The sequence below is a fragment of the Brevibacillus sp. SYP-B805 genome, assembly GCF_011059135.1.
Taxonomy (GTDB): domain Bacteria; phylum Bacillota; class Bacilli; order Brevibacillales; family Brevibacillaceae; genus Brevibacillus_F.
On sequence record NZ_JAALGD010000018.1, the window covers coordinates 42520 to 59208 of the forward strand.

Below are 16689 nucleotides of genomic sequence, written 5' to 3' on the forward strand. Positions count from 1 at the left end.
AATGGACGAAAAGGATTGGCTGATGCTGCAAGCACTCCACAAGGAAAAGAGCCTGACGCGAGCGGCGGAGCGTATGTACATGACGCAGCCAGCGCTGACCTATCGCCTGCAGCAGTTGGAGAAACGGTTTGGAGTGCCTCTCATCGTGAAAAACGGAAAAGGCTTCCGGTTTACCCCGGAAGGAGAGTACCTCATTACCTGCGCCTACAAAATGCTGGCCGAGTTGCGTGAGATCAAAGACCATATCGTCAATATGCAGACGGAAGTGCAGGGAACGCTCCGGATCGGGGCTTCCATCTATTTTGGCCAGTACAAACTTCCTTTGCTGATCAAGAACTTTCTGAAGCTGTATCCCAAAGTGCAAATTCACGTGGATACCGGCTTCAGCTCGGAAATCTTTGACTTGCTGCTGCAGGATGAGATACAGGTGGGCATTATTCGGGGAGAGTTTCAATGGCTGGATCAAAAACACTTGATTCAGGAGGAAAATATCTGCCTGGTGTCGTCGGAGGAGCTGGATCTGGAAGCGCTGCCGTACTTGCCGAGGATTAACTATCGGCCACCCAAGCTCACTTTAAAGATGGGGGATCAGATGTCCTTTTCGCTGAGCCACGCTATCGACCAATGGTGGCATGAAAGATACCGGGAGCCACCCACGATCACCATGCAGGTGGATAGCTATGAGACCTGCAAGGAAATGGTGAAGTACGGATTGGGGTATACCATCATCCCAAGCGTGTTTGTCAGACCGAATGAAGGCTTGCATACCGTCGATCTGACATTGAAGAACGGTCAACCGATCAAGCGCAGGACGTGGATGCTTTACAGGGAGGCAACCTTGCAGTTCACGGTGGTGGATCGGTTCGTGCAGTTCATGAAGAGCTGCGATTTTCAGATATAGACGGCTTCCCGTGCCAAAAGACAAGGGAGTGGAGATGACCTTTTCGGGGTGCGACTTTTTTTACAAAACCTATAAAAAATTTTATAGTTTAGAGCTAAAATTTTTCAATTTTACTTATAGAAGCATAAGCCATACAATGAAGCCATCAGTAATTTTTGGAATATTTAGACGTGCCATCAGGAGGCTTTTTCATGAGCAAGGAACACATTTCTTCAGACAAGCTCCGCATTCAGCAGGCCGTGGATCAGCGTGACGCCCAACTGCGCGAGATCGCCCTGGCCATTCACGCCAACCCGGAGCTCAGCTTTCACGAGAAAAAAGCGGCAGAGTGGCTGACGGCCCCCCTTCAGGAGGCTGGATTTGCCGTGGAACGAGGCATTGCCGGTCTTGAAACCGCTTTTCGCGCCACCTGGGAAGGAAGAGCGGGCGGACCCACGATCGCCTTGCTCGCCGAGTATGATGCCCTGCCGGAAATCGGTCATGCCTGCGGCCATAATTTGATCGGAACCGCGGCGGTGGGGGCGGCTCTCTCCTTAAAAGATGCGGTTCCCGAGCTGCCCGGTCGGATTGTGGTACTTGGCACACCGGCCGAGGAGGATGGCGGCGGCAAGATCATCATGTGCGAACAGGGCGTTTTCGACAGCGTGGATGTGGCCATGCTGTGCCACCCGCACAATCGAACGATGGTGCTTCGCGGCGCGTTGGCTTGCGTTGACGCTACCTTCAGCTTCTATGGCAAGCAGGCCCATGCGTCTTCCGCACCGGAAAAAGGCATCAGCGCCCTGGATGCGTTGATCAATGCCTTTGTTGCCATCAATTCTCTGCGCCAGTTTTGCAAGGAAGACGTGCGGATTCACGGGATTATCACCAAAGGGGGAGATGCGCCCAATATCGTTCCGGACTACTGCGAGGCCAAATTTATCATCCGGGCGACCACCGTCCGGGAGCTGCGCGAGCTGACCGAAAAAGTGTACAAGGCGGTCATGCTTTCCGCCCAGGCGGTAGGGGCGCGGGCGGAAATCAAGGAAGGCCTTGTGTACGCGGAAAGAAACAGCAACAAAGCGCTTGCCTCTTTGTTTGCGCGCAATCTGGAGTCCATGGGAATCGAGGTCAGCGAACCGCCGAGCAAGGGGGGAATCGGTTCCTCCGATATCGGCAATGTGAGCCAGGTGACGGCTACCATCCATCCCTACATCAAAATTACGGAGGCCGGCACCCATACGCCGGAGTTTACCGCCGCGGCCGCTTCCGAGAATGGCTTGATCGGGCTGAATCGCGCTGCAAAAGCGCTGGCGATGACTGCGTATGATCTATGCACCGACCCGGATGCGTTTCACCAGGTTCGGAAAGAATTCGAGGACTGGAAGAAAAAAAGAGACGAGGAGGCCGTATCATGAATGCACATTCTCCAACCCCCTTGGCAGCCGGTACCAACAAACCGACATCCTTTTGGCGGAGATACTTCAAGATCCCTCACACCTTCGTCCTGTTGGTGATTCTGACCCTCATCGCGACGGCGCTTACCTATCTGGTGCCTGCCGGCGAATTTGAAAGAGCGAAGGACCCCGCTTCGGGAAAGAAGCTGGTGGTACCGAATTCCTATCATCCGGTTGAGGCGGATCCAATCAGTCTGGTTGAAGTCCCGAAAGCGATTGTGCAGGGCCTGATTGATTCCAGTGACATCGTTTTCTTCATTTTTATCATCGGCGGGGCATTCCAGGTGATTACCGCAACCGGAACCATCGAAGCTGTCACGGGCAGAGTGGCACGGGCCTTTTCCAAACGGGGGATTTTGGTTATCCCCGTGTTTTTGGCCCTGTTCTCCATCGGCGGTTTCACGATGGGCATGTCGTCGGAAGTGATGGTGTTCGTACCGTTGGGCATTGCGATTGCCCGATCGCTTGGATACGATGCGTTAACGGGAACGGCGATGGTGTCGCTCGGCGCTTCGATCGGCTTTACATCCGGCTTGATGAATCCGTTTAACGTGGGGATCGCGCAGGTGATCGCGGAAGTTCCGATGTTTTCCGGCATGTGGATGCGCGCGCTGCTGCTGCTTGTCCTCCTCGTGATTACCAGCTGGTACCTGATCCGTTATGCGCGCAAGGTGAAAAATGACCCGTCGAAAAGCATCGTCCACAATCTGGAAGGAGAGTCCTCCGAAGCGAAATTGGATCTGACCCAGCTTCCGGGACTGGAAGTCAAGCATATTCTGACGGTGTTGACCATTGTCGCCAGCTTTGCGCTCCTGATCTGGGGCGTTTCCCAAAAAGACTGGTGGATGGAAGAATTGTCCGCCCTGTTCCTTACCATGGGCGTGGTGTCCGGATTTTGTGCCGGCTTTGGTCCGAGCCGGATTGCCAGTGAGTTCGTCAAAGGGGCGAGCGCCATCACATTCGGGGCCTTTATCATCGGGATCGCCCGTTCCATTCTGATTGTGCTGGAACAGGGAAACGTGATTGACACGATCGTTTTCACCTTGTCCAATGCAGTCGGCCATCTGCCCGGTTCGATCCAGGTGCTGGGCATGTACTTCTTCCAAACCATTATGAACGTCTTCATCACCTCGGGTACGGGACTGGCTGCCACCACGATGCCGATCATGGTGCCCCTGGCCGATCTGCTCGGCATCACCCGGCAAACCGCTGTGTTTGCATTCCAGATGGGGGACGGTTTCACCAACATGATTCTCCCCACGTCGTCTGCATTGATGGGGAGCCTGGCCGTATCGGGAATTACCTACCAGCAATGGGTGAAATTCATCTGGCCGCTCATGCTTGTCTGGGTGACTACCGGCGCCGTCTTTGTCATCATCGCCAACCTGATTGCCTATTAACCGGCAGATCGTTGACGCTAGGAAGGTGAAGGAATCATGGGGAAATCGGATGCGGATCACGCTGGATTGGAATCGCTGCTGCAAGCCGTTGATCGCGAACGGTTGGACAAACATGTGAAGGCATTGTGCCAGTGGGATCGGTTGACGGGAGAGAGTGGAGCCGAACGTGCCGTTGACGCCATTATCGAGGAACTGTCCGCGTACGGGATCGACCATGAGCGGCATCGGCTGGAGATGTATTGCAGCGACCCCATTCACGGGGAGGTGCAGGTACTCTCGCCCGAACCATATTCGCTGCGCGCAAAGGCCCGCTCATTTTGCAAGCATTGCCCGGACGGAATCAGCGGCGAAGTCATCTACGACCCATACAGCCGGGGGGAGGGGCTCAATCCGCGGGAAGAGGAAGAATGGCTGCGGAAACTGGCAGGGAAAGTGGTCCTTTCCTGGAACTACTACGAGGATTATGTACAGAAGCTGGAACAGGTGGGCGCAAAGGGCTTGATCCATATCTGGCCGACTCCGGAGGCATTGATCCATGAGGAAACCGTCGTCCGATCTGGGGAACCCCAACGCCCGAGAACGTGCATACCCTGCCCAACATTCCGGTGGTCGGCGTGACGCACGAGGATGGCGTCAGGCTGCTGGAGCAGGTAAAACAACATCCGGTCAATGTCCTGGTGAAAACGGCAGTGCGCACGGGGATCAAAACGGCAAGCTTGCCGGTAGCTACGATTCCAGGTAAAACAGACGAGTACATTCTCCTGTCCGGCCATTACGATTCGTGGCATAAGGGAGCAACGGACAATGCGGTCGGCAATGCCTTATGCCTGGAGATTGCCATTGTATTTGCCCGCTATTCCCGTCAGTTGAAGCGGGGGATCAAAATCGCGTGGTGGCCGGGACATTCCAATGCCAGATACGCGGGATCTGCCTGGTATTGCGACCATCATTGGCAAGACCTTAACCAAAACTGCGTGGCCCACATCAACGTCGACTTCCCCGGCACACGGGGCGGGATCAAGATGGTGCCCCGCTCGACCGGCATGGAAGATCCGGAATTTCTGCGGGATCTCTTCGTAAGGATTACCGGCGAGGAACCGACAACATGGGCATATCTGCCAAGAGGAGCCGATCAATCTTTTTGGGGTGTGGACATTCCCATTCATCTGGGCATCAAGTACGAACCGCCGGAAGGCACACCGATATGCAGCCCCGGCTGCGCCGGTGGATGGTGGTGGCATACGGAGGAAGATTTGTATGACAAGGTGGATCTGGATTTGCTCCACCGGGATACCAAACTCCATGTCGCCCTCATCCATGCCCTTGCCGAGCGTGAGGTTTTACCGATCCGGATCGTCGGTTTTCTGGAAAAGGCAAAACAGCTCCTCTGGGAAATAGACCGGCATTCGGATGAAGAATTTGATTTTGGCCCAATCTTTCTGGCCATGGATGCCCTTGTCGAAAAGTGGCAGGAGCGTCACGAAAAGCTTTCGTTACAGCAGGATGCATACAATCGTCTGCTGAAAAAGCTGGGCGGCAGTTTGAATCGGCTCATGTTCTCCTATTCAAGCCCTTATGACCATGACAATACGTTTCCGTTCAGACCGTTCCCCGGCTTGCATCAGGTGAAGAACACCTATCGGAACAACACTTCCCCCGAAACCTTCCTGTTCAGGAAAACCTATTTTGTCAGGCAGCGGAATCGGGTGGTTCAGGAGATCCGCGCATTGATAGAGCGGTTGGAAAACACGTCATGAAGGAGCAGACAAAAAACAACGGTTGCTTCAAGCAACCGTTGTTTTGCTGTCCGGATGTTTGCCCCCTGCGCGCTGTCGTGTTTCGCAGCGAACACGTTCAACCTCTTCGCCGGTTGTCAAGAGAGCGAGCAGGAACCATCACCCAGCGTTGTTATTCCGCTGCGGCAGTTGCGGGCAGCAAGCGGGCCTGGGCCAGACGCTGGCGCACCTTCACCCCGATGACAGAGGCGAGGGCCGCCTTGATCAGGCCGACGACGATGAAGGGGGCGACTCCGACCGCAAACGCCTTGTCCCAGGGCATGGCGGTCACGAATTTCAACTGCACGACGCCGATCAGCAGGGTGACGATCATGCCCACCGTATTGGCCGCCATCGCCATGACGAAGGTGAAGCGCGTCTTCTCCAGCATCAGGCCGATAATATAGGCGGTGACGATAAAGCCGAGAATGTAGCCGCCGGTCGGTCCGATGATCACGTGAAAGCCCCCGGACGCTTCCGAAAACACCGGTAAACCGATCGCCCCGAGCAAGGCATACAGCACCATGGACAGCGTGCCGAGACGGCTGCCCAGAATGGTGGCGGTCAGCCCGACTGCCAGGGTTTGTCCGGTAATGGGAACAAGCGGCAGCGGAATGGTCACCTGTGCCAGGATCGCGGTGACCGCGGCAAATAAGGCGGATAAAATAAGTCCTCGCAAACGTTGATTTTGCATACGTATTCCTCCGTTAATTGTTAACTGAATTACGACTAAAAGTTAACATTTTCGCATCCACCCTGTCAACAAGGATTTCAGGCTCATCCCTTTCCCGAAAGAGAGTGGAACGGGTAACGCGCTGCCAGGGTCAACTCCATATCCATCCGGAAGCGTATGTCAAGCTGGCCAAAGCAAGCATCGCCAAGCATGTGCGGGCGATGAGCCGTTCACGATGCAAGGCGGTCGTCTCCGTGCGCGCGGCCTGCCACACCCTGTTCTCCTTCTTCACAGGTGTAAGCGACCGGCTCAAAGCGTAAGCCATGCGCACAACCTGTGGTATAATGGGTGGAGCAACTTGACAAAGGAGAGTACTGCCGCATGGAAGAAGCGTGGTTTGAACGCAGTTTTCGCGAGGATTACGTGCTTGTCTACAAACACCGGGATGAGGAATCGGCCGACAGAGAGGTGGCCAACCTGCTGGCCCGCCTGCCCATCAAGCCTGCTGGCCGCGTCCTCGACCTCTGCTGCGGCAGCGGGAGACACGCGCGTGCCTTTGCCAAACGGGGATACGAAGTGGTGGGGGTCGATCTTTCCTCCGTTCTGCTGCAGCTCGCCAGCGAACAGAATCCATACCCCAACCTCACGTTTTACCAGCATGACATGCGCCGCATCCCGTTTGAGGACGAATTTGACATCGTCGTCAACCTGTTTACGAGCTTTGGCTATTTTTCCACGGATGACGAGAATGCCCTGGTCGTGGCCAATATGGCAAAAGCGTTGAAGCAGGGCGGCCAAGTGGTGATCGACTACCTGAATCCGTCCTATGTCAGGACCCATCTGGTTCCCTTCTCCACCAAGGAGATCGAGGGACTCTTCATCGAAGAGACGCGCTGGATCGAGGGCGGCTGCGTGAAAAAGCGCATCCGCGTCCGGGATGCGGAAGCGTCGGAGCCGCGCGAATACCTGGAACAGGTACGGCTGTATGAAGCGGATGAGATGACCGCCATGCTGGAACGGGCCGGATTCTCCCAGATTCAGCTTTTTGGTGACTACACCTATGCCGGTTACGATCGGCTGACATCGCCCCGGATGATTTTCTTTGCCGTCAAAGAATAGGCATCGGATGGACAAGAATCATGTGACTATCCCCCCGTGATCGTGAATAAGATGTGGTAAGGCATCCCGTTCACTTTGCCAAAGGGGGGTATTTCACATGAGCAGGCTGACGCTGGAGCAGGTGAAGTTTAATCTTGGCAAGATTCCCGGCTGGAAGCTGGACGATCAGCAAATGGCATTATCCCGTACATTCGTATGTGAAGACTTCCGGTCCGTCATTCGGCTGATCAACCAGGTGGCGGAATACCTGGAACAGGATTATCAGCACCTGGAGATGCGCATCGTCGGACACAGCATTACCTTTACGCTGTCGACAAAAGAAGCGAAGGGGCTGACCGGCAAGGATTTTGCGCTGGCCCAACTGGTCAACAAGTTGACCCAGTCTGCATGACCGCCGGGAAAGGCGGTTTTTTCATGCAAACCAACGCGATCGATTGCAAAAAAGAAGGGGGAGCATATGGATAAGCATCTGTTCCTTTTTGGAGGCGTTCCTCCGTTCACCTTACATATGGCAAAAAAGTTCGTAGAAGCTGCGTCAAAAACAAAGGCGCCTGTCGTCCTTTTATTCGTGGAGCGGGATGGTTGGGAACAATTTATCCCCCTCTATACACAAGCATTGGAAGAATGGGGCCTAAGAGCATTCAATTATTTGCCTCTTCCCTCTACACCTGTGGAGAAAGCGATCGATGCCATAAAAAACAGTTCAGGCATCATCATCGGTGGCGGCGATACGAATTTGTATGCTGATTATATTGTGGAAACGCCGATTTCCAATGCATTGAAGGAAAGCTATGAGTCAGGCATCCCGATTGCAGGATTTTCGGCAGGGGCGTTAATCATTCCTGAATGGTGCATCATTTCCCCAAACGACAATGCACAAGGCGAATTTCAGCTAAGAAAGGGATTGGGGCTGTTGTCTGACGTATTGATTGCGGTACACTTTACCCAATGGAATGATGAAGCTCATCTGCGCAGCGCAGTCGGCACATTTCCCAACCACAGCAATTATGGCATTGATGAAAACGCCTGTCTCTATTTCCGAAACGGGCAGCTGGAAGCGACGGAAGGCAACGGCGTTTACAGTCTGGAAAAGGGCGTCTTGAAACGAGTGGATCCATCGTAATTTTGCCGAATCATCCACAAGGCGAACAGAAGTCCTCGCCGGTAATGGACGACCACTTCCCGTTTCATACGGGGGGTGGTTGTTTTTTGGCAGGGCAGTTGGAGATCATGCCGGTTTGCACCGTGAATCAACCGGTGAAGCGGAAACGTTGCATCCTCCCCGGGAAGGCTGTACGATGGGAGTGGCGGGATGGACATCCGCCATGACAAGGAGGAGCTGGCATGGATCTCAATACACATCATGAACTGTTGGATGTGCTGACACGGGAATATCTCCGGCAGGAGGCGAGCATTACCTTCACCCAGTGGGATACGGAGAGCGAGGATGAGGAAGTTACCACCTTTCGCGCGGTGTTGACGGAGATCCGCTTGACCGATAACGAATTCGGCGAGAAGGATCTCTTCCTGCTGTTCGAAGCGGACGGAGACGAAGTGGAGATTTTGATGGAGATTCCGGCGGAAGAGTCGGATCTGGGCGCATTCGCGGAAGGGCGACTGCAGATCTTCGGGTTGGAGGCAGAGGCGATTCTGGAGCGATGAAAAAGGGAAGCTGCCGCTACTATGGCACGCCGGAGCCGATGGGAGAAAAAGAGGCGTACCACTGCATGAAATATGTGAAGCGGCGGAAAGCCGACCTGGTTCGCTACGGTTCCTTCCTGATCGACCGGGAGGCGCTGCGGACGCCGTTACATCTGGACTGCCTCCACTGCCGGCAGGTTCATGGCATGACCTGCTGCGAGGGTGGGCAGCCGTATGCGGTAGATGCCTGGCAGATCCCGTTCATCGATCGGGAAGCCGCCGCGGTGCTCACCGGCTATCTGGACCCTGGCAGGATCGCCAGAGCGGAAAAGCACGGCATCTGGGAGCAGGGAAATCGCCTGGGGAGCATCCCGCTCCATGAGGGCAGCTGCTACTACTGCACAGCGATCAACGGCAGCCGCGGATGCGCCCTGCATGCCCATGCGGAGGCGACCGGACAGGATCTCTATGCGCTGAAACCGCTCAGCTGCCAGCTGTATCCGTTGGAGATGATCGAGATGGGGGACCGGGTCCTGATCACGGCGGTGACAGCCCAGACCGCCACTTTTTCCCGCTGGGGGACCGACTATCTGGAGCAGTTCTATTGCGCCAGCTTGCCCCGCAGGCTGGCGGCCGCTCATCTGGCTGACGACCTCTTCGCCGTCGAGGGGTATCGGCCCGCCTACCTCTGGGGGCTTCGGCTTATTCAGGATGCCTTCGGCGAACAGACGGCGGACGCGGTGCGGGAGATCTGCGCCGGCTAGCGGGGAAAAAGCCGCAAGACCCGGGAGTTGCAGCAGAGTCGGGTTTTGCGGCTTGTCTACAGGATGGTCTCCAGATAGAGAGCCTGGATAAATTTTTTGGTATTGACGGAGATGTGATTGATCTGCAGGCTGTCTTTCTCCAGTTCCTTCATCACCCTGCGGACTTCCTGGAAGTCGAAGAATTTGGGCGCATACTTTTCGAACAGCGGGTTGGAAAAGTCCGTGAGCCCGATCGAAGCGATATGGATGATGGAATGGGTGATGCTTCTTCTGATCCGCTGCTCGCATGCCTTGATTTCCCGATTCACCTGCGCGTTGACCTCCGAAAGTCCGAGCCTGCGCAGCGCAAGCAAGGCGTAGATCTCTTTCAGCTTCGGGGACTCATGGGGCAGCGTTCGATGGTTGTCCATCTCCCGCATGATGCTGACGATTTCCACCAGATCATGGTATCCGGGTTCCCCCGTCAACCCCAGATCATGCAGCACATGTTTCACGATGGTGACGAAAGCGCTATCTTTTTCGGCCGTCTGCTGCAGGACCGGCCGGGAGCTGGTCACCAGACGCAGCGATTGCTGGATGGTATCCACCGTTCGCCTTAACAGCAGCTTTTCGGAAACCTTCCGCAGGATGGAGAGCACTTCAATCTGGTTGATCGGTTTCAGTATGTAATACTCGATGCCCCTGAGGTATGCCTTGGAGATCATCTCCTTGGAGCTGACCTGTGAAATCATGATAATGATGCCGTCGAACGGGCTGTTTTTCAGCTGATGGATGATTTCGATGCCGTCCGACTTGGGCATGAGCAGGTCGATCAGCAGCACATCCGTTTTGAGGGACTGGAGAAGATGATGATTGATTTTGCTGCCGCAGTCCGCCTCTCCCACAACCCTGCCCACGTCATTGTCCTCGATGATTTCCCGCAGCATGTAGCGGGTGCTTTCATCATCATCCACAATAAAAATGTTCACCGCTGTTCTTCCCTCCCTTCACTTGTTGAAATCGTTTTCATGGGCAGCTGTACGAGAAACTGCGCGCCCTGGTTGCTGCCGCTGGATTCCACCGCGATGATTCCGCCGAGGCTTTCCACGAGCTGTTTGACATAGGTGAGGCCGATGCCGGTGGAAGGTTTGCCGGAATGATCGAATTTGTTGGTATAGCCGGGATTGAAAATCACCGCTTTCTTGGCGGGCGGGATGCCGGGACCGTCATCGATGACCGAGATATGGACCTGTTCCTCGCGGCGGTACACCTTCAGGGTGATGGTGCCGGTTTCCTTGATGGCCTCCACCGCGTTGACCACCAGATTGTTGATCACCGACAACAGGGTGAACGCATGCACCTCATACTGGTCGGGCTGCACATCCAGCGCAAAGTGAATTCGTTTCCCCAGCATGCCGGCATACTTCTCGTTGGAGCGCACGACCAGCTCGCTCAGCTCTTTCATATTCAGGTAGTCGAAGTTTTTCTCCTGGTCGATCAGCTTTTTGAGGCCCGCGTAAATGCGCTGGTTGTTTTTCTTGATCTCATGGATTTGGCCCACCAGCCGCAGGGCTTCTTCCGCCCGATCATCCTTCTGCTTGAGATAATCATACAGCAAATAGGCGGAATGGGTAATCTCCTCGATGTGCTGCAGCGAGGACTGCAGCTGAATGGTTTCTTCGTACAAATCCGAGATGAACAGCAGCATCTCCTCGTTTCGCTGCCGCATCTTTTCTTCCGCGATCTTGCTTTGCTTCAGATTCAGCAGCGTGAGGAAGCCGACGACGAAATAGCTGCGGAAGATGGCGATATAGATGATCATATTAAATTTGGAGATGGTGACCATGCTATGGTACATCAGGAAACGGGCTAGCAGTTCACAGGAGTTGGACAGCACATCGACAAGCGTGCCGAGCATGCCGAGCAGAACGGGCCGTTCCGCAAAACGTTGAAGGCGGAACAGAGAGAAAAAGACGGAAAACGAAAAATAATACATGAATGGGGGAACATTTTGAAGAATCAAATCGAGCAAGTGTCCATGGACGTTTTCGACCAGCAAGTTGATCCCGGTGCGAAACAGGACGATCACGCCGCCGACCGACGCCCCCGCCAGAACCGGATGGACGCTGCGGTTCCACAGCAGGAAGAAAAAGAAGACCGCCGCCCCGAAGCTGAACCGGAATTGATCTTCGAACGGGGAAAGCTTCCACTCGCTTAAAATCGCACAGGAGACCGAGAGAAACAGCAGATAGCGTATTTTTCCGATCATGGAGAATGCTCTCACATCCTGAAACAAGATGAAAAAACGGCATTCTGGCAGAACAGCCGTTGAAATTATACTTTGATTCCCGGGATGATTCAATAGAGCCGTTTTCCCGGTGGGGCTGTCGGCTTGAGTCCCGCACTATAGGGGAAACCTATCGGGGCGATAATTACAAAAGATTGGACTTCATATGCGGCAGGTGGTACAACAGGAATAATAGTTCACCGGGGGAGGCTCGGAAAGATGGAGTATTCATTCTCGAAATCCTTGGATGCATTGAAATCGTCGGCCGTGCGCGAAATCCTCAAATTGACGCAGGGCAGTTCCGTGATCTCGTTTTCGGGCGGTCTGCCGGCTGAGGAGTTTTTCCCTGTCGCGGAAATGAAAGAAGCGTTCAATCGCGTCTTTTCCCAAGAAAAGAAAGCGCTGCAATATGGCTTGACTGACGGCTACATTCCGCTGAGAGAATGGATTATCGGCCGGATGAAGCAAAAGAACATGCATGTTGGTCTGGACAACATGATCCTCACCACCGGCTCCCAGCAGGTGCTCGATCTGCTGAGCCGCGTTTACCTGGATCCGGGCGACTGTGTCCTGATGGAGAATCCCAGCTATCTGGCCGCCATTCAGCTGTTCCAATCGCGGGGAGTCCGCATGATCGGGGTCGAGGCGGATGCGGACGGCATGGATCTCGACGATCTGCAGGCAAAGATCGCCGCATACCGACCCAAAATGGTTTATGTGGTTCCCACCTTTTCCAATCCGACCGGGAAGGCGTGGAGCCTGGAGCGCCGTTTGGGGCTTTTGCGCATTTGCCGGGAGAACAATGTCCTGATTCTCGAAGACGATCCGTACGGCGAGCTGCGGTTTGACGACTCGTCCGCTGCCTATCCCACCATTTTCTCCCTGGATGAGCATCCGAACGGATCGGCCGTGGTCTACACCAGCACCTTCTCCAAGATCGTCGCGCCGGCCGTGCGCACAGGTTGGGCGATGGGCGATGTGAACATCATCCAGGCGATGGTGCGGGCGAAGCAGGCCGTCGACCTCCATTCCAGCTCGCTGGATCAGATGGGGCTGCATGAGCTGCTTACCCATTTTGACCTGGACAGCCACATCGCCAAGATCCGGAAAGAGTATCGCGAGCGCAAGGAGATGATGCATCATCTCCTGACCCAGCAGGGGTGGGAAGAGATCACCTGGAATGCGCCCAAAGGCGGCATGTTTTTCTGGGTGGAGCTTCCCGAGGATGTGGACGCCGAGCAGCTGCTTCCCTATGCCGTCAAGGAAGGGGTCGCCTTTGTTCCGGGAGCGCCGTTCTATGTCGACACGCCCAAACGCAACACGCTCCGCATCAATTTCACGCATGCCGACCGGGAAACCATGATGCTGGGTGTGGAGCGATTCGCCCGGGCAGTCAATGCCTACTGCGGGCAAGCCGTCCGCTGAGCCAACGTCAGTTCAGGCCTGTTTCGATGCCGAAGCAGGCCTTTTCTCATGAATATCACAGCCCAATTGGGCGCCACCATGGCGGATGTGGTGCGCACCCGCATGTTCGTCACCGATATCAGCCGCTGGGAAGAGATCGGGAAAGCGCATGGGGAGTTCTTCGGTGAGATTCGCCCCGTGGCGACGATGGTGGAAGTCAAAGGGCTGATTGACCCGCGCCTGCTGGTGGAAATCGAAGCGGAGGCGATCATTGACGGGGAAAATGGAGCAGGATTGTAGTTGGATAGGGAAATCGGGTATCTTTATGATATGATGAGAGCATCAAGAGTTAAAGCATACGACAAAGGAGCATCAGGAGATGAACCCGAAAAAAGCCAGTGAATCCAGAACGGTCCAAGCCTCGTTGGTCCTGCCGAGCGACACGAATAACCATGGAACCATTTTTGGCGGGACGATGATGGCCTACATCGACGAGGTGGCGGCCATTGCAGCGATGAGACACTCGCGCCGCCCCGTGGTGACGGCCTCCATCGACTCGATCGATTTCCTCTCGCCTGCCAAAATGGGGAATTCCGTCTGCATCGAAGCCTATGTGGCGTCGACGGGCAGGACGTCCATGGAGGTGTTTGTCAAGGTGATTTCCGAGAACCTAAAAACCGGGGAGCGGACCTTGACGGCCACATCCTTTCTAACGTTTGTCGCCTTGGACGATGACGGGCACCCGACCCCTGTTCCCCCTGTTATCCCGGAATCGGAGGAAGAGCGTTTTCTCGCGGAAACAGCCGCCGAGCGCAAAGCGATGCGGAAAGAGCGGAAGGCAGCCACGGAGCTGTTTATCCGCGGGTTAAATATCAAAAAAGAGATCTGATGAACACGAAAGGAAAAGCTGCAGCGGTGGGACGCTGCAGCTTTTGTATTTGTAACGGGTACTCCGTCTAACTCTGCCTGAAGGATCAGCGCCAGTCCAAAAAGCGTTTGCGCAGCTCTGGCGTCGGCAGCAGGCACGCTTCCCGTTTTCCGAACCATTTATACCGGTTGCGCGCCACCCACCTGTAGAAGGGGTCGCGGATGAAGCGGGGAACCAGGATCAACAGATAGAGCGCCGGCCACCAGCCGTGCAGTTTGCGGGCGATGCGCAGCGCCGCCGTGGATTGGGTGTATATCTTGCCGTCGTCAACCAGCACGATGGAATCCAGATAGGTTTGGGGCAGGTGGTAGCGCTCCAGGAGCTGCCGTCCGGCTTCCGACTGCAGGGAAGCGAAGTGAATGCGGCCATGCGGATCGCGGCGGATGATGAACTGGACGGCCTGATGGCACAGGTTGCATACACCGTCAAACAACAGAATGCTGGGCTGCCGGTTCATGATCTGCCCTCCTGTTCTCCTTGGTTCTGAAGAGGAGTCTCTGCTGATGCCGCTTCACCATAAGTGTACCAGAAAAGGAACCGCTCCTCCATCAGACGGCAACAATCGAGGCATTCATCCGGCCGCTCACTTACCAGCATAACAGCCCTTTGGCGAGCAGTTCTTCCGCTTTTGCCATGTCGGAATGCATCTCTCGGTCTGCCTCCAGCCGGGGGATCTCCCGGCGCAGGATGTCGTAGGCCTTCTGCGTGCCTTCCCCCAGCTTTCCGTCGGTGAAGTCGATCGCCTGGGCGGCCGCCAGGTATTCGATGGCCAGCACCTTGCGCACATTGCCCACCACCGTTCGCAGTTTGCGGGCCGCCGTCGTCCCCATGCTGACATGGTCCTCCTGGTTGGCGGAAGAGGGGATGGAGTCGACGGAGGCGGGGTGGCAGAGCACCTTGTTTTCCGAGACGATGGATGCGGCAACGTATTGGGTAATCATGAAACCGGAGTGAAGTCCGCCGTTTGGCGTCAGGAAACCGGGCAGGCCGCTCAGCTGGGGATTAACCAGCCGCTCTGTCCGCCGCTCCGAGATATTGGCCAACTCGGCGACGGCAATCGCCAGAAAATCGGCGGCCAACGCCATCGGCTGCCCATGGAAGTTGCCGCCGGAGATGACGTCCCCCGTCTCGGCGAAAAGCACCGGATTGTCTGTGACGCTGTTGCACTCGCGCGTGACTGCGGCCCAGACGTACTCCAGGGTATCGCGCGTCGCCCCGTGCACCTGCGGGATGCAGCGCAGGCTGTATGGATCCTGTACCCGCAGCTGGCCCTGGTCGGTGGTTCTGTCACTGCCCTTAAGGTGCTGCAGCAGACGGCGGGCCGATTCCTGTTGACCGGGATGGGGGCGCACCTGATGCAGCTGGGGGTCATAGGCTTTGGGAATGCCGCGCAGCGCCTCCACGGTCATGGCCGCGATCACCTCCGCGCTCTCCAGCAGGATACGGGCGTCATACAGCGCCAGGCAGAGCAGGGCCGTCATGGCCTGCGTTCCATTGATCAGGGCAAGCCCCTCTTTCGCTTTCAACTGGATCGGGGATAAACCTGCCGCGGCAAGGGCATCTTTGCCGGCCATCCGTTTTCCCTGGTACTCGGCCTCACCTTTGCCGATCATGACCAGCACCATGTGGGCCAACGGGGCAAGATCGCCGCTTGCACCGAGCGAGCCTTGCTCGGGGATGACCGGGTGGACGCCCCGGTTGCACATCTCGATCAACTGCTGCAGCGTTTCCATGCGGATGCCGGAGTATCCCTTGGCCAGCGCATTGATGCGCAGCGCCATCATGGCACGGACCACCTCCGCCGGATAAGGCTCTCCCATGCCGCAGGCGTGACTCATGATCAGATTTTCCTGCAGACGGCTGACCTCGTCGGGAGGGATGACCACGTCTGAAAATTTGCCGAAACCGGTGGTGATGCCATACACCACCTTCTGTTCCTCCACCATCTTCTCCACCATCTGCCGGGACGCTTCCACCCGGCGGACGGCTTCCGGCGTCAGCGCGACAGGGGCATGGTGGCGGGCAATGGCCGCCACCTGTTCAATGGTGAGAGATTCGCCATCAAGAGAAATGGTTTGCTGTGTATGTTCCATGGATTTTCCTCCTTTAGCAGAACAGAGAGCAAAAGGAAAGGGGTTAGGAAATGTTTCCTAACCCCTTGGTACGCTTTATGGAATGGTTCCTGTGACGATGCCGACCGATCCGTCGCATACATGATGTCCCCGCTTTCCGCTCTGGCTGCACGGCAAGGCAGCGTGCCGTGCATTCATGCTATACCTACCATTGTAGTGCAATGCAGAGAGAAGTCAATAGCAGGCGGGCATCAGAAAAACGGGCACCTGTATTTTCGCGGAAATAGGCATCTGTCGTTTCTCACGGCGG

Annotated in this window: 18 protein-coding genes and 1 pseudogene; 14 read left to right on the forward strand and 5 right to left on the reverse strand. The window is 55.7% G+C overall.

What is annotated here, in order from left to right:
- Position 1: 1 nt before the first annotated feature.
- The 5 genes from G3578_RS18350 (at position 2) to G3578_RS18370 (ending at position 5494) form a co-directional block, all read left to right on the forward strand.
- Entirely contained in the window at positions 2-901 is a 900-nt protein-coding gene (locus G3578_RS18350) for a LysR family transcriptional regulator (protein ID WP_165214624.1), read from the forward strand.
- A 191-nt stretch (positions 902-1092) separates the two neighbouring features.
- Positions 1093-2298 carry a M20 family metallopeptidase gene (locus tag G3578_RS18355; RefSeq protein ID WP_165214627.1) on the forward strand — a complete coding sequence of 402 codons (1206 nt, stop codon included), beginning with the start codon at positions 1093-1095 and terminating at the stop codon, positions 2296-2298.
- Entirely contained in the window at positions 2295-3737 is a 1443-nt protein-coding gene (locus G3578_RS18360; RefSeq protein WP_165214630.1) for a YfcC family protein, read from the forward strand. The genes G3578_RS18355 and G3578_RS18360 overlap by 4 nt, the downstream gene beginning before the upstream one ends.
- A 36-nt stretch (positions 3738-3773) precedes the next feature.
- Positions 3774-4355 carry a hypothetical protein gene (locus tag G3578_RS18365; RefSeq protein ID WP_165214633.1) on the forward strand — a complete coding sequence of 194 codons (582 nt, stop codon included), beginning with the start codon at positions 3774-3776 and terminating at the stop codon, positions 4353-4355.
- Positions 4352-5494 carry a M28 family peptidase gene (locus tag G3578_RS18370; RefSeq protein ID WP_165214636.1) on the forward strand — a complete coding sequence of 381 codons (1143 nt, stop codon included), beginning with the start codon at positions 4352-4354 and terminating at the stop codon, positions 5492-5494. Before G3578_RS18365 ends, G3578_RS18370 begins: the two co-directional genes overlap by 4 nt.
- A gap of 151 nt (positions 5495-5645) precedes the next feature.
- Here G3578_RS18370 and G3578_RS18375 read toward each other — a convergent pair whose 3' ends face one another.
- Positions 5646-6206, reverse strand: coding sequence for a biotin transporter BioY (locus G3578_RS18375; protein ID WP_165214639.1), 561 nt, complete (start codon positions 6204-6206; stop codon positions 5646-5648).
- A gap of 104 nt (positions 6207-6310) precedes the next feature.
- Between G3578_RS18375 and G3578_RS18380 the strand changes: the two genes are divergently transcribed.
- From G3578_RS18380 to G3578_RS18405, 6 genes are all read left to right on the forward strand, one after another.
- A complete protein-coding gene (locus G3578_RS18380; RefSeq protein ID WP_165214642.1) occupies positions 6311-6505 on the forward strand; it encodes a hypothetical protein in 195 nt (64 codons plus the stop codon).
- Positions 6506-6566: 61 nt separating this feature from the next.
- Positions 6567-7304 (forward strand): class I SAM-dependent methyltransferase, encoded by a 738-nt coding sequence (locus tag G3578_RS18385; RefSeq protein WP_165214645.1) that lies wholly within the window; start codon positions 6567-6569, stop codon positions 7302-7304.
- Positions 7305-7401: 97 nt separating this feature from the next.
- A complete protein-coding gene (locus G3578_RS18390) occupies positions 7402-7695 on the forward strand; it encodes a 4a-hydroxytetrahydrobiopterin dehydratase (protein WP_165214648.1) in 294 nt (97 codons plus the stop codon).
- Between the two features lie 66 nt (positions 7696-7761).
- On the forward strand, positions 7762-8427 hold the full coding sequence (locus G3578_RS18395; protein WP_165214651.1) for a Type 1 glutamine amidotransferase-like domain-containing protein: 666 nt from the start codon (positions 7762-7764) through the stop codon (positions 8425-8427).
- A gap of 221 nt (positions 8428-8648) precedes the next feature.
- Positions 8649-8966: a hypothetical protein gene (locus G3578_RS18400; protein WP_165214654.1), complete on the forward strand. Its 318-nt coding sequence runs from the start codon at positions 8649-8651 to the stop codon at positions 8964-8966.
- Positions 8963-9709: a DUF3109 family protein gene (locus G3578_RS18405; protein ID WP_165214657.1), complete on the forward strand. Its 747-nt coding sequence runs from the start codon at positions 8963-8965 to the stop codon at positions 9707-9709. The genes G3578_RS18400 and G3578_RS18405 overlap by 4 nt, the downstream gene beginning before the upstream one ends.
- A gap of 56 nt (positions 9710-9765) precedes the next feature.
- On the opposite strand, the gene G3578_RS18410 is transcribed toward G3578_RS18405, so the two are convergent.
- Together G3578_RS18410 and G3578_RS18415 are read right to left on the reverse strand one after the other, a co-directional pair.
- Positions 9766-10677: a DNA-binding domain-containing protein gene (locus G3578_RS18410; protein WP_165214659.1), complete on the reverse strand. Its 912-nt coding sequence runs from the start codon at positions 10675-10677 to the stop codon at positions 9766-9768.
- Complete coding sequence (locus tag G3578_RS18415) at positions 10674-11957, reverse strand: sensor histidine kinase (RefSeq protein WP_165214661.1); 1284 nt, start codon at positions 11955-11957, stop codon at positions 10674-10676. The genes G3578_RS18410 and G3578_RS18415 overlap by 4 nt, the downstream gene beginning before the upstream one ends.
- Before the next feature lie 237 nt (positions 11958-12194).
- Here G3578_RS18415 and G3578_RS18420 point away from each other — a divergent pair, with 237 nt between their 5' ends.
- The 3 genes and pseudogenes from G3578_RS18420 to G3578_RS18430 all read left to right on the forward strand — a co-directional run bounded on the left by G3578_RS18420 (position 12195) and on the right by G3578_RS18430 (position 14268).
- The gene (locus G3578_RS18420) at positions 12195-13400 is read left to right on the forward strand and encodes an aminotransferase-like domain-containing protein (RefSeq protein WP_165214663.1); all 1206 of its coding nucleotides are present in this window, start codon (positions 12195-12197) and stop codon (positions 13398-13400) included.
- Positions 13401-13451: 51 nt separating this feature from the next.
- Positions 13452-13679 (forward strand): annotated as a pseudogene (locus G3578_RS18425) (Rid family hydrolase); the annotation flags it as partial.
- A gap of 79 nt (positions 13680-13758) precedes the next feature.
- A complete protein-coding gene (locus G3578_RS18430) occupies positions 13759-14268 on the forward strand; it encodes an acyl-CoA thioesterase (RefSeq protein ID WP_165214665.1) in 510 nt (169 codons plus the stop codon).
- Between the two features lie 85 nt (positions 14269-14353).
- On the opposite strand, the gene G3578_RS18435 is transcribed toward G3578_RS18430, so the two are convergent.
- Both G3578_RS18435 and hutH read right to left on the reverse strand, forming a co-directional pair.
- On the reverse strand, positions 14354-14764 hold the full coding sequence (locus G3578_RS18435; RefSeq protein ID WP_165214666.1) for a thiol-disulfide oxidoreductase DCC family protein: 411 nt from the start codon (positions 14762-14764) through the stop codon (positions 14354-14356).
- Positions 14765-14894: 130 nt separating this feature from the next.
- Positions 14895-16400 (reverse strand): histidine ammonia-lyase, encoded by a 1506-nt coding sequence (gene hutH, locus G3578_RS18440; protein ID WP_165214668.1) that lies wholly within the window; start codon positions 16398-16400, stop codon positions 14895-14897.
- Positions 16401-16689: the final 289 nt, after the last annotated feature.

Coding starts and splice junctions, on each gene's coding strand:
- G3578_RS18365 (WP_165214633.1), top strand. CDS start 3,774: ATGGGGAAATCGGATGCGGATCACGCTGGATTGGAATCGCTGCTGCAA.
- hutH (WP_165214668.1), bottom strand. CDS start 16,400: ATGGAACATACACAGCAAACCATTTCTCTTGATGGCGAATCTCTCACC.
- G3578_RS18355 (WP_165214627.1), top strand. CDS start 1,093: ATGAGCAAGGAACACATTTCTTCAGACAAGCTCCGCATTCAGCAGGCC.
- G3578_RS18375 (WP_165214639.1), bottom strand. CDS start 6,206: ATGCAAAATCAACGTTTGCGAGGACTTATTTTATCCGCCTTATTTGCC.
- G3578_RS18430 (WP_165214665.1), top strand. CDS start 13,759: ATGAACCCGAAAAAAGCCAGTGAATCCAGAACGGTCCAAGCCTCGTTG.
- G3578_RS18390 (WP_165214648.1), top strand. CDS start 7,402: ATGAGCAGGCTGACGCTGGAGCAGGTGAAGTTTAATCTTGGCAAGATT.
- G3578_RS18360 (WP_165214630.1), top strand. CDS start 2,295: ATGAATGCACATTCTCCAACCCCCTTGGCAGCCGGTACCAACAAACCG.
- G3578_RS18415 (WP_165214661.1), bottom strand. CDS start 11,957: ATGATCGGAAAAATACGCTATCTGCTGTTTCTCTCGGTCTCCTGTGCG.
- G3578_RS18420 (WP_165214663.1), top strand. CDS start 12,195: ATGGAGTATTCATTCTCGAAATCCTTGGATGCATTGAAATCGTCGGCC.
- G3578_RS18395 (WP_165214651.1), top strand. CDS start 7,762: ATGGATAAGCATCTGTTCCTTTTTGGAGGCGTTCCTCCGTTCACCTTA.
- G3578_RS18400 (WP_165214654.1), top strand. CDS start 8,649: ATGGATCTCAATACACATCATGAACTGTTGGATGTGCTGACACGGGAA.
- G3578_RS18385 (WP_165214645.1), top strand. CDS start 6,567: ATGGAAGAAGCGTGGTTTGAACGCAGTTTTCGCGAGGATTACGTGCTT.
- G3578_RS18405 (WP_165214657.1), top strand. CDS start 8,963: ATGAAAAAGGGAAGCTGCCGCTACTATGGCACGCCGGAGCCGATGGGA.
- G3578_RS18350 (WP_165214624.1), top strand. CDS start 2: ATGGACGAAAAGGATTGGCTGATGCTGCAAGCACTCCACAAGGAAAAG.
- G3578_RS18435 (WP_165214666.1), bottom strand. CDS start 14,764: ATGAACCGGCAGCCCAGCATTCTGTTGTTTGACGGTGTATGCAACCTG.